Raw genomic sequence first — 13,783 nt, 5'->3', positions numbered from 1 at the left:
TTACTATAATTTTATTCTCTTACGTTTTTTTGACTCTTCTGCCTGACGATTGTTGATATATTGGGCCAGGGCATCAATAGTTGCCAGATCAAAGAAATTCCTGATTGAAATGGTGATATTAAACTGTTCCAATACGGCTGATGCTAAACGCATAATCAGCAGCGAATGCCCGCCCAGATCAAAGAAGTCATCGTAAATCCCTACCTGTTTGATTTGTAGTAAGTCTTGCCAGATTTGAGCCAGTAGCTGTTCTGTGGCATCACGCGGGGCAACATAAATCTGATCAGAGAGTAAATCCCCATCTGGTTCCGGTAAAGCTTTTTTATCAATTTTACCATTAGCAGTTAATGGCAGCTGATCCAGTCTGATCAGTACAGGAACCATATACTCTGGCAATTGTTCTTTGAGGTAAGCCAGGATATCTTCCCGGTCAGCATTCAGATCGGCAACAATATAGCCTATCAGACGCCTGCCCCCCTGTTCATCAGATTTTGCAATAACTACACTTTGTGCTACTTCTGCATGCTGATTTAAGACATGCTCAATTTCTCCCAGTTCGATCCTGTAACCACGGATCTTTACCTGATCGTCAATACGGCCGAGATATTCAATAACACCTCCGGTTAGCGACCTGCCAAGATCTCCTGTTTTGTACATTTTATGCCCTGGACGGAACGGATCTGCAATAAATTTTTCCCTGGTCAGCGCTTCTCTGTTGAGATAACCTCTGGATACACCAATACCGGATACACAAATCTCTCCTGGTACCCCTTCAGGACAAAGTTGTCCATGACCGTCAAGAATATAAATCTGTAAATTCTGTATAGTTTTCCCTAAAGGAACATTTCCGTTTTCGGGTGTACTGTACATCAAATGATGGGTAATATCATCCGAAGCTTCTGTTGGCCCATAAGCATTAATTACAGGGATATGCCCGTATTTAGGATGTGCAAACCATTGGGACAGTACAGACTGGCTCACAGCCTCTCCGGTAACCATCAGGTAATTAAGGTTTTGCAATTCTGCTTTTGGATTTTCCTGTAATACCGCAGCGAGGTATGAAGGTACCAGTTCCAGTATATTAACATGATCGGTATCAACCTGACCGATCAGCGCAGCGGGTTCCATAATCAGATCAGATGAATAGATCACAGTTTGTCCTCCGCTAAGCAGGGCACAGAACATTTGCCACACAGATATATCAAAGGTATAAGATGCGATATAGGCAACGATACTATGCTCATCCATTTTCAGTGCATTGATTTTAGCATATAAATGGTTTAACATTCCACGGTGCTCCACAAGGACGCCTTTGGGCTTGCCTGTAGAACCTGAAGTATAAATCACATAGGAAAGATCCTGTGAAGAAATATGGTTTTCAGGCGAAAACACGGGTTGTTGCGCTAAAAATTCAATGTTATCCAGTAAAATGACTGGCATACTTACCGGCAGTACAACTTTGCTCTGTTCATCACTTATGACTAGTTTTACACCACTGTCTGCGATTAAATAGTCAATCCGCTCTGCAGGATAAGATGGATCAATCGGAACATAAGCACCGCCTGCCTTCCAGACCCCTAAAATTCCGGTAATCATATCGGCTGAACGTTTGATGCAAAGACCAACCAGCTGATCTGCTTTCACCTGCTGACTGATCAGGTAATGTGCCAGTTTGTTGGCTTTTTCATTTAGCTGCTGATAGGTATAACGCTGCTCCTGGAAAACCAGTGCCGTTGCATCCGGTGTTTTAACCACCCGCTCTTCAAACAGCGCAATGACATTACTGTAATCAGGATATACGGTTTGCTCACCGCTAAGCTGCTGCATCAATTGCTCAGATTCAGCTATGCCAAGCATTGGCAATGCACCGATTTGCACAGAAGGCTCACTAACTGCAGAACGAAGTAATTGTTCATAATGTCCGGCCATCCGGGCGATTGTGTCTTCAAGGAACAGATCTGTACAGTATTCTATGGCTAATGCTAATCCATCCTTTCCTTCTTCTATAGTAAATGTAATATCAAACTTCGCTACCGGAAGATGAATATTTTCCAGCTCCAGCTTAAGATCACCTAGTTTTAATTCTGGTGTATCGGGGGTATTTTGCAAAACAAACATGACCTGAAATAATGGGGTCATGCTTTTATCACGTCCCTTGACTACCGCATCAACTACTTTTTCAAATGGTGCATCCTGGTATTCATAACCCTCAAATAAGGTGTTTTGAAGCTGTTGCAGCAGTTCATTAAATGAAATTGATCCATCCAGTTGACTGCGGATCGCCAGCGTATTGACAAAAAAGCCCACCAGGTCTTCTATTTCCTGCTGTGTTCTGCCTGCCACAGGTGTGCCCACACAAATATCCTCCTGACCACTGTAACGATATAACAATACCTGGAACGCCGCCAAAAGTGTAGTATATAAGGTAGTCCCCTGCTGTTGACTCAACTGGTTAAGTGCAGCGTTTAAATCAGCAGGGATATTGAAGTGCAAAACAGCCCCGTTTGTACCCTGTACTACAGGTCTTAAAAAGTCTGTAGGCAATTGCAGGGTCTCTGCGCCCGATAATTTTTCTTTCCAGTAGCCCAGTTGCGTTTGCAGTAATTCATCTTTGATATGTGTTCTTTGCCAGATCGCATAGTCTTTATATTGTACTGATAATGGTTCCAGATGAGCAGTACGACCTTCAATATAAGCACTGTATAATTCTGTTAATTCTTTAACCATCACTGTTGCCGACCAGCCATCAGAGGCAATATGATGCGTGGAAATAACCAACAAATATTCATCAGCCCCTGTTTTAACCAGGCCTGCCCTCAGCATATAGTCTGCGGCAAGATCAAATGGCTGTTCAATAAAATTAACCATAGCCGCATGCGGATCGTCTGAAGGGTCAATGGTTGCTAATTCCCAGTGATCAGGAGATAATACCTGCTGATAAGGTATGCCATTTCTTTCTCTAATTACTGTACGCAATACTTCATGACGGCTGATAATAGTTTGAAGCGCATACTGCAGGGTATCCTGATTTAATTGACCAGTTAAACGTAAGGCGCCTGGTATATGATAATGTATACTTCCTTCGAGTTTGTCAATAAACCATAAACGTTCCTGACTAAACGATAATGGCGTATAATCCTGTATTGGCTGTGCCGTGATAGCAGGCAGGTTTATTTTTTTTTGCTGCATCTCCATATGTGCAGACAATTCTGCAATGGTAGCATAGCTAAACACGTCTTTCACAGCAAGTTCTACGGACAATTTTTTACGTATAGCGGCAATCAGCCTCATCACGAGTAATGAATGTCCGCCCATTGCAAAGAAGTTATCGTGAATACCGATCTGCCCGGCTTTTAATAGTTCCTGCCAGATATTTACCAGTATGCTTTCAGTTTCATTACGCGGCTCTGTATATAAGCTGCCAGCCAGCAATTCACCTTCTGGTTCTGGCAAAGCTTTTTTATCTATTTTTCCATTAGCTGTTAGTGGCAAATGGTCCAGGCTAATCAGTGCCGGAATCATATATTCCGGTAAATGTTCTTTCAGATAAGCTATAATAGTCTCATTTTCTCCGACCTGTATATTTTTTGAAAGAACGATATAAGCAACCAGACGTTTAACCCCCTGTTCATCCGATTTCGCAACCACAACACTTTGTTCTATACTGTTATGCTGGTTGAGTACATATTCTATCTCTCCCAGTTCAATACGGTAACCACGGATTTTCACCTGATCATCAATACGGCCCAGATATTCAATAATACCTCCTTTAAGGGATCTGCCAAGGTCTCCGGTTTTGTACAATTTGTTTCCTGTACGGAAAGGGTCTGCAATAAATTTTTCTCTGGTCAGTTCTTCTCTGTTGAGATAACCTCTGGATACACCGATACCGGATACACAAATCTCCCCGGCTACCCCCAAAGGACAGAGTTGTCCCTGAGTATCCAGTATATAAATATGCAGGTTCTGAATAGTTTTTCCCAAAGGAACATTACTGCTTTCGGGTGTGCTATACATAAAATGATGGGTAATATCATCCGAAGCCTCCGTAGGCCCGTAAGCATTCACCACAGGGATCCTTCCATATTCAGGATGGGCAAACCACTGTGCCAGAACAGATTGACTTACAGCCTCTCCGGTTACCAGTAAGTAACGTAATTTTTTCAGACTGGCCGCCGGGCTTTCCTGTAAAACTGCACCAAGATAAGAAGGAACGAGTTCCAGGATGTTAATCTGATCTGCTTCGGCCTGGGTTATGAGCGCAGCAGGCTCCAGGATCAGTGCTGCAGGATAAACAACAGTACAGCCCCCGGTCAGTAAAGCGCAGAACATCTGCCAAACTGAAATATCAAAAGTATAAGAAGCAGTATAAGCAATTACAGCATCCTGATCAAGATTTAACGCGTTTATCTTTGAATACAAATGATTCAGCATTCCACCATGTTCAACCAGTACACCTTTAGGTTTACCTGTAGAACCAGAGGTATAAATTACATAAGAAAGCTGTGGAGAAGTTATACCGTTTTGTGGTGAAGTAACTGGCTGTCCGGCCAGAAATTCAATTTTATCGAGCAAAATTACCTTTTCCTGTATTGCTGCAGGAAGGGCCTGAGAACTCTGCTGATCACTGACAACCAGGTTTACACCACTATCATTTAATAAATAATCAATCCGTTCGGCCGGATACAAAGGGTCAATAGGGACATAAGCTCCGCCAGCTTTCCAGATACCCAATATACCAGTGATCATATCCAGCGTACGCCCGATACACAGACCAACCAGTACCTCTTTTTTCACGCCTTTACTCATCAGCATATGAGCCAGCTGATTTGCTTTCTCATGAAGTTCACGATAGGTATAAGATTGTTCTGCAAATAAAGTTGCTATGGCATCAGGGGTTTTCAAAGCCCATTGGTCAAATAAAGCAATCACATTACTTTCTTTGGGATAAGCCGCTTCTTCACCGCTAAGCTGTGCTAATAATTCATCAGATTCTGTTGTAGTGAGCATTGGCAATTTGCTGATTTGAACCGAAGGCTTTACAACAATGGCACGAAGCAGCTGCTCATAATGACCAGCCATCCGGGCGATAGTTTCTTCACAGAACAAATCAGTGCAATACCCTATATTTAATATCAATCCTTCTTTTTTCTCAAAAACAGTAAAATACAGATCCAGCAATGCAGGATTATAGTTTACTGTTTCCTGTACGATAGTCAGGTCACCCAATTCAAAAGAAGGCATTTCAGGCATATTCTGTAAAACAAACATCACCTGGAATAAAGGGTTTTTTCCAAGATCCCGGTTGTTCACTACAGTTTCCAGTGCTTTTTCAAAAGGCATATCCTGGTGTTCGTATCCTTCCAGTAAGGTTGTTTTTACCTGCTGCAGCAGTGCATCAAAAGATGGTTCACCGCTCAGATCACTACGGATAGCCAGTGTATTAATAAAGAAACCTACCAGTTCTTCAATTTCCTGCTGTGTTCTTCCTGCGACTAATGTACCTACGGTAATATCCTGCTGACCGCTGTAACGGTATAACAATACCTGGAATGCACTTAAAAGTGTCATAAACAGGGTGGCTCCCTGCTGCTGACTATATTGATTTAACGCATCGGTTAAATCCCTGTCCATATTGAACTTAAAGACGGCACCTGCTGTACTTTGAATTGCAGGTCTTTGAAAATCAACAGGCAACTGTAAAGTTTCTGCACCTGCTAACTGAACTGACCAGTAATCCTGCTGCTGCTGTAACATTTCTCCCGAAATATGAGTCCTTTGCCATATCGCATAGTCAGTATACTGAACCGTTAACGGTTTTAATGAAGCCGTATTTCCTGAAGAACAGGCCGCATAAAGCAGAGAGAGTTCCTGAACGATAATCGAACTTGACCAGCCATCTGAGGCAATATGATGCATAACCACCACTAACAGATTTTCTTCTTCATTGAGCCCGATCAGGCCTGCTTTGAGCATATAATCTGCTGAAAGATCAAACGGGTGATGAATAAATGAAGCTATTGCCGCAGCTGTATCAGTCGTTTTTTCGATGAATGACAATTTCCAGTTATCCGCAGGCAATACCTGCTGCCAGGCAATTCCCTCTTCTTCTGTTATTACGGTACGCAGTACCTGGTGGCGGTTAATAATTTCCTGTAATGCAGATTGCAATGCATTGATATTCAACCTGCCTTTTAAACGTAATACTGCTGGCAAATGGTAATGCGTACTTCCTTCCAGTCTGTCAATAAACCATAAACGTTCCTGGCTGAAGGATAAAGGAACATGTGTTTGTTTTGGCTGTATCGTAATCGCAGGTAAACTGTTTTTATTAGTTTTCCCCTGCATATAGACTGATAAACCGGCAATGGTTGGATGCGTAAACAGATCTTTAACAACCAGCTCTGAATTCAGCGTTTTACGAATTGCGGCAATCATCCTCATCACGAGCAAAGAATGTCCGCCCAGTTCAAAAAAGTTATCGTAAATCCCTATCTGATCTGCTTTCAGTAATTCCTGCCAGATATCAGCCAGCCCCTGCTCTATAGCATTTCGCGGAGCTGTATAAACTGTAGTGTTTAACAATTCACCTTCTGGCTCCGGTAAAACATTTTTATCTATTTTTCCATTGGCAGTAAGTGGTAATTTATCCAGGATGACCAATAATGGCACCATATATTCTGGCAGCTTCCCTCTCATATAAGAGGTAATTACTTCACGGTCTGCATCTGGTCCAGCTACGATATAACCAACAAGCCGCTGGATACCGTGCATATCCGTTTTTGCAATAACTGTATTCTGTATCACATCAGGATGCTGATCCAGAACATGTTCTATCTCTCCCAATTCGATCCGGTAACCTCTGATTTTCACCTGATCATCTATACGGCCAAGGTATTCAATAGTACCATCTGGCAACCATCTGCCCAAATCACCTGTCTTATACATCCTTTCACCCTCATGAAACGGATCTGCAATAAATTTTTCCCTGGTAAGTTCTTCCCTGTTCAAATAACCACGGGATACCCCAACACCCGAAACACAGATTTCTCCAGGCGCACCTAATGGACAAAGCTGTCCGATGGTATTCAATACATAAAGACGTAAATGCTGCACAGGTCTGCCCAAAGGAACATTAACACCCTCAGGAGCGGTATACATAAAGTGATGTGTAATATCATCCGAAGCTTCCGTTGGCCCATAGGCATTCACTACCGGAATACGTCCGTAATCCGGATGCACAAACCATTGGGCTAACAGTGCCTGGCTTACCACTTCACCAGTAACCAGCAAATAACGCAGTTTCTGCAAATCTTCTTTTGGCTTTTCCTGTAATACAGCAGCCAGATAAGACGGTACCACTTCCAGAATATTCACTTCATCTGCCTCAACCTGAGCAATTAATCGGCTGGGTTCAAGGATCAGACCGGATGGATAAATAACTGTGCGTCCCCCGGTAAGCAAAGCACAGAAAATCTGCCATACCGAAATATCAAAAGTATAAGAAGCTGTGAAAGCAACTACAGCATCCTGACCTAATTTTAATTCATTGATTTTAGCATATAAATGGTTCAGCATTCCACGATGTTCTACCAGTACGCCTTTAGGTTTTCCTGTAGATCCTGAAGTATAAATTACATACGACAGATCCTTCGATGCTGTGATATTTTCTGGTGAGGTGACTGGTTGCTGTGCTAATAATTCGCATTCATCCAGTGAGATAATTGTTTCCTGTACGAAATCCGGAAGGCTCGTTCTGCTCAGCTTACTGCTGACAATCAGGTTTACGCCACTATCTTCCAGTAAATAACTGATACGTTCTTCCGGGTTTGCCGGATCAATAGGAACATAAGCTCCGCCTGCTTTCCAGATTCCCAGTATACCGGTCACCATTGCCAGTGACCGTTCGATACAAAGACCAACCAACTGATCTGGTTTTACGCCTTTAATACGCAGATAATGTGCCAGCTGATTGGCCTTTTCATTCAATTCACGATAAGTATAACTTTGATTTTCAAACACCAGGGCTATGGTGTCTGCCGTTTTCACAGCCCACTTTTCAAACAAGCTGATCACATTGCTTTCCTTCTGGCCTATCCTCGGTCTTTTCTTTGGTAAAACGGGCAGGTCAAATTGCTGATTATTAAAACTATGCAATAGCTCTTTTTCTGCCGGCGGCAGGATATCAATCACAGAAGTATCCTGATCAAGATTTGCCCTGAACTGCTTTAAAATAAACAGCAGTCTTTGCGCCCACAGTTCAATTTCTTCTTTTTTAAAGTACTGTTTCTGGAAATCAACCCGCATTTCCAGAGGCTGTTGGGGTCCCAGGTCAAACCAGTATAATTCGATCGGAAAAGAAAGGCTTCCACTAAATCGCGGGTTTAAAACTGCATTTATCCCTGATCCGAAATCAAGATCAAAATCAATCGTTGCATTATTGACAACGATTTCCAGCAAAGCATCTTCTGCTGAGTTAAGATTCAGTGATCTGCTCAGGTCTCCCAACAAGTAATGCTGATAACGGTAATCATTGCGCTGACTCGAAACCAGCCCTTTGATCAGATCAGTTAGTTTCATGTTCGGTTCATAACTACCTATAAAAGGCAGAATCCCGCTAAATGTACCTGCTATATTACGGACGTTTTTATCTCTTCTTCTTTGCGGAATCCCAAAAACAAATGTTGATTCGTTGCTGATTCTTGAATAATAAATCATCAGTGCAGCCATTGTTAATTGCTGCAGATTCGCATTGGTACTGCTAATTAATTCTGACAGTTCCTGTCTTGCACTGCCATCTATAGTAAGCCGGGTTGATTCTCCTTTATTTGCAGAAGCACCTTCCTGTCTGTATTTTCGTTGTAATAGTTTACCGGGAGCTTCTTCAAATCTCCTTTTCCAGTAAGCACCCTCTTCCTGGTATCTTTCTGAGGCATGAAAGGCTGAAGCTTTTGTGATATCTTCAACATAGGATGCGTAATTAAAAGAAACCTCTTGATTTTCAACAAGGGATTTATATTTATTGGCAACATAATGATTTACAGCCGACAGGCCGAAACCATCCATCACCAGGTGGTGATACCTGAAAAAGAACCAGTGTTCATCTTCAGAAATTTCAATCAGATACTGTGTGACTGGCACCAGTTCCTTTTTTAATTGATAGGTGGACGAAAATTGCTGACCAACCCATTGTTCGCAGTATGCTCTTTTTTCTTCAATTGTGGCAAATTCTTCAGAAATCTGCAGTTCAGAAATTTGAAAACGATGAAACTGATCATCCATATAACCAGCAGGAACAGCGTCATTCAAATCAAATCTCAGCTTAAATACATCAAATACTTCTGGCAGTGAATTAATGGCCAGAATCAGTTTCTCTTTATCTATAGGGCCTGTTATCTTTAGATAACCGCCAACGTTATAATGTGGACTTTCAAGATTAATTAATTGATCAATATATATATCTTTTTGAGAGGGATGCAGCGGTACAGCTTGGTATGACATTGATATCTTGGATTTACAGGGACACGAAATAAATTACACATACAAAGAATGATAGCATTTATACTGTCATTCTTTGTATTGAATAAGGGGGGATTTTAATCAGGCATTTCAGAGCCTACACTTTCCAGCATAGCCTCCTGGTAATAATATCCTGCAACAGCAATATCAAATATTGCCATCCCCATAGGATTGAACATCACAACATCTGTTGCCGAACGCTCATCCAGGATACCTTTACCTACAATATCAGCGATAGAAAATGTATCACTTTCCTGTAATCCTTTCAGCTTATGCATGTTTTCAATATCTGTATTCTGACGGTTTACTTCTTCCCAGTTATCTACTACGATGATATCCATATAGTCTTTCATATCAGCGTTATAATCTCTAAGAGAAACATTCAGTTGCAGAGATCCTTTTTTAGGGGCAATACTGATATAAGGTGCTGCCGATACTGTGCAGGTCATAAAGATATCTGCATGGGTATAACACTCTTCCCAGCTTCCGGCAATGATTACATTTTTATAGGCAGCTCCGCTAATTCTGGTCTGATCAACCGGATTAATATCATGTATCAATACCTGGTCTACTGAATCACCAAGGATAGCAAGGATCATATCCAGGTGCATCTGACCAATAGGGCCAAAACCATTGATACCTACACGCAATTTCTGATCTGAATGACGTGTTTTGATAAATTCTTTAACCATTAAACCTGAAACGGCAGCGGTTCTGACTGCACTGATCGTAGCAGTGTTGATGATACAACGTGGTATACCTGAATCATGCTCATTCAGAATGGTAACCGAATGTGCCCTTAATTTTTCCTTGTAAATATTATCAGGAAAACTGGCAATCCACTTGATACCTGCCCATGGATTATCTCCGCCAATGTAAGCTGGCATAGCAATAATCCTGTTTTTAGGATCACCGTACCTTAAATATGGCTTAATTGGCTGTGAGTAATTATTGACGTGCAACTGTTCTACGGCACCTTTAATTACAGTTGTTAATTGCTCCCAATTAAAACCGATCTCTTTGATATTATTAGCATTCAGATATAACATGATTTTGTTTTTGTTTTACGGCTTAAAAATTGGCGGAAAGGACTTCTTCTTCTTCGTTTAATTTGGTGGCAAGCTGAGCGCCCCACTCCTGGTTATAAATTGTATCTAAATAAGTATGGCCTTTATCTGGAAAGATCAGCAGGGATGTAGCTTTTGATTCTTCTATATCATTGAATCTGAAATAGTTCTTGGCAGCAAGATAAACCGCACCAGAAGATGCCCCTGCAAAAATTGCCTGCTCATTTAATAACTCAGCACAACCTTTGATAATACTCATTTGTGATACGATGACTGTATCATCAATAAATGCGTTTTCTATAATCGGAGGGACCTGGCTGGCGCCAATTCCTGAAATATAACGCTTAACTGGTTTGGCATTAAAAATAACCGACCCCTCTACGTCCACACCTACAATCTTCACTTCAGGTCTGTGTTTCTTAATAAAATCAGAAATACCTGTAATGGCCCCGCTAGAGCTAACGGCAACAAAGATGTAGTCCAGATGGCTGAAAGAGGAAATAATTTCTTCTCCTAAACCATAATAACCTTTATAATTATTAGGATCGCCATACTGATCAGCAATGAAAGAGTCTGGTGTGTTTGCATGTAATTCATTTACAACATTGATCCTGGTTAATAAATAACCACCGGTATGATCTCTTTCTGTAACTTTAACCACTTTATAAGCCATTAAGTTTAACAGGGTTTCGTACGATGCATTGATATTCGGATCAATTACAGGAATGAATTTCAGGTTCAGTCTCTTGCTGATAGAAGCTACAGCGATAGCCAGGTTTCCTGAACTGGAAGCAATAATAGTAGTGTTTTGAGTAATTTTTCCTGATTTGATACCATTGTAAATGATACTGTAAGCAGCGCGGTCTTTTGAACTGCCAGAGAAATTATTGTACTCCAGTTTCGCAAAAAGGTTGGCATTGTCGTTTTTTAATTCAATAAGTGGGGTCGCGCCAATATAGGCTGACAACTTTTCAAGTTCCTTTAGCATAAATAATTTTTTTAAAATGAGAGATGAGAATAGTTTGCGTTTGTAATTCACATGATTACCCTGTCGGCCGACCGGGATAAAAACAGCAGGAACACTGGTGAATTATTAAGAACTTCTGCCTGGCAGAATATCAGGTAATAGCATGTTAAGACAACATGAATTTCTTTTTAAATAAAAACTAATTAATATTACGTTATTCAACGGCCCATTAAAAGATTTTTTCTGCATCAGCTTAATATTTTTTCTTAATAGAGTAGGCCTTTCCTGTTTTTCACTACTCTATTTAGAAAAAAAATAAATAAAAATTTACATAGGGATATTGACATGTAAAGCGTTTATTAACTGCATAAACAAAAAATGCCGGTGTAATTTATATTTACACCGGCATTTTTTGTTTTGATCTGCAGCCCTGAAAAATGCTGAGTTTAATTTGTAAATTGCATTTCACTTAAATTCTTATACAATCCACCACTAACACCGATCAGCTCACGGTGGGTTCCTTCTTCAACAATCTGTCCTTTGTCAAGCACGATGATCTTATCGGCTTGTCTTACTGTAGCCAGGCGATGGGCGATTACAATAGAAGTACGCCCTTCCATCAGTTTATCCAATGCATCCTGTACCAGTCTTTCTGATTCTGAATCGAGTGCAGAGGTCGCTTCATCCAATATCAGGATACGCGGTGCTTTAAGTACTGCACGGGCAATAGCAATCCGCTGACGCTGTCCGCCGGAAAGCTGTATTCCACGCTCTCCAACTATCGTATCCAGACCAAGCGGAAATCTTTGAATAAATTCCCAGGCATTAGCTTTTTCTGCTGCTGCAATAATTTCACCTTTAGATGCCCCTCTTTTGCCATAACCGATGTTTTCTGCAATAGTACCTCCAAAAAGAAAAACATCCTGCGGAACTACAGCGATCTGTGCCCTAAGCTCAGACAAAGGAATACTGGTACTATCTCTCTCATCAAAAAACACTGCGCCTTTTACCGGATCATACAATCTCAGTAATAAAGATACAATTGTACTTTTACCAGCACCACTTGAGCCTACAATAGCCACCTTCTGGTTAGCAGAGGCTTCAAAGGATACCCCCTGCAATACATTAATATCTTCCCTTGTAGGATAATTGAAATGGATATTGCTGAAATTGATCTTTCCATGCAATTGATTTTCTGGCGCTATGGTTTTAAAGTCTGTAAGTGACTCTACCGGTTCTTCCATCAACTCAAAAAGATGGGTGGTCGCTCCGATACTTTTCTGCAAAGAAGTATAGACCCCTGCTAAACCAGTAATTGAACTGACAATATAGATAGAATACAATAAGAAGGAAAGAAGTTCACCTGAAGGTACTCCTGTAATTACCCCCCGCCAGATTACAGCAACCAGCGTCCCGAAGATCCCAACGGTAATGAATGAGTCGAACAGACCTCTGTACTTCCCGCCTTTCATACCTAATCTGGCCATTTCATTAATTTGTTCGCGATAACGGCTCATTTCGAAAAACTCACTTACAAAAGCCTTTACACTAAAAATCCCCTGTAAGGTTTCTTCTACAATTGTATTAGAAGCCGCGACTTTGTCCTGTACCCTCATCGAATATTTATTGATAAAGCGGCCAAACACTTCTGCCAATACACCCATCACAGGTAATAGCATCAACATGAAAATAGTCAGTTGAAAAGAAGTAATCATCAGTAAAACCAAACCACCAATGATAATAACCAGATGTCTGACCATCTCTGCGAGTGTATTGTTAAATATTTCCTGTAATAAGGTGATATCTGCCGAAATTCTGCTGCTCATCTCTCCTACACGTTTATAAAGAAAAACACGCATTGGCATTTTCACCAGGTGACTGTATACCGTCTGGCGCAATGCAGCCAATGTTTTTTCAGTTACATTGACAAACAGGACTATCCTGAAAAAAGAGAACATCGCCTGTATCAGCAGAATACCTAATAATAACCAGCCAATATAGAGCGTCGCCCCAGAATCTATACCCTTTTTGCCCCCGTCAATTAATTGACCCAGTAACTTGGGCAGGGCGAGGCCGGATATGCTGGCAATGAACAGCAGGAACAGCCCTGCACAGAACTCCAGCCAGTATGGTTTTGCATAATAGAATAAACGAAGTAATGGTTTAAGAGAATTACCCTTAATATCTTTGTCTTTAACGGATGTCGGATTCTGCATTTTAATAGCTTTTA

General features: G+C 41.2%; 4 protein-coding genes. All 4 read right to left on the bottom strand.

Annotated features, from left to right (window positions below; all coding sequences use genetic code 11):
• Window positions 1–3: 3 nt before the first annotated feature.
• The gene (locus HDE68_RS05595) at window positions 4–9,501 is read right to left on the bottom strand and encodes a non-ribosomal peptide synthetase (protein ID WP_183879714.1); all 9,498 of its coding nucleotides are present in this window, start codon (window positions 9,499–9,501) and stop codon (window positions 4–6) included.
• 95 nt (window positions 9,502–9,596) lie between these two features.
• Window positions 9,597–10,568 (bottom strand): 2,3-diaminopropionate biosynthesis protein SbnB, encoded by a 972-nt coding sequence (locus HDE68_RS05590; RefSeq protein WP_183879712.1) that lies wholly within the window; start codon window positions 10,566–10,568, stop codon window positions 9,597–9,599.
• 22 nt (window positions 10,569–10,590) lie between these two features.
• Window positions 10,591–11,574 (bottom strand): pyridoxal-phosphate dependent enzyme, encoded by a 984-nt coding sequence (locus tag HDE68_RS05585; protein ID WP_183879708.1) that lies wholly within the window; start codon window positions 11,572–11,574, stop codon window positions 10,591–10,593.
• A 425-nt stretch (window positions 11,575–11,999) separates the two neighbouring features.
• A complete protein-coding gene (locus HDE68_RS05580; RefSeq protein WP_183879706.1) occupies window positions 12,000–13,769 on the bottom strand; it encodes an ABC transporter ATP-binding protein in 1,770 nt (589 codons plus the stop codon).
• Window positions 13,770–13,783 lie beyond the last annotated feature (14 nt).

It is taken from the genome of Pedobacter cryoconitis (assembly GCF_014200605.1).
Classification (GTDB): Bacteria; Bacteroidota; Bacteroidia; order Sphingobacteriales; family Sphingobacteriaceae; genus Pedobacter; species Pedobacter cryoconitis_B.
Note: the sequence above shows the minus strand (reverse complement) of the source record. Positions and strands in the feature narration are given on the sequence as shown.

Bases quoted from the DNA above. Each gene is read 5' to 3' on its own strand.
- HDE68_RS05595 (WP_183879714.1), bottom strand. From the start codon at position 9,501: ATGTCATACCAAGCTGTACCGCTGCATCCCTCTCAAAAAGATATATAT.
- HDE68_RS05580 (WP_183879706.1), bottom strand. From the start codon at position 13,769: ATGCAGAATCCGACATCCGTTAAAGACAAAGATATTAAGGGTAATTCT.
- HDE68_RS05590 (WP_183879712.1), bottom strand. From the start codon at position 10,568: ATGTTATATCTGAATGCTAATAATATCAAAGAGATCGGTTTTAATTGG.
- HDE68_RS05585 (WP_183879708.1), bottom strand. From the start codon at position 11,574: ATGCTAAAGGAACTTGAAAAGTTGTCAGCCTATATTGGCGCGACCCCA.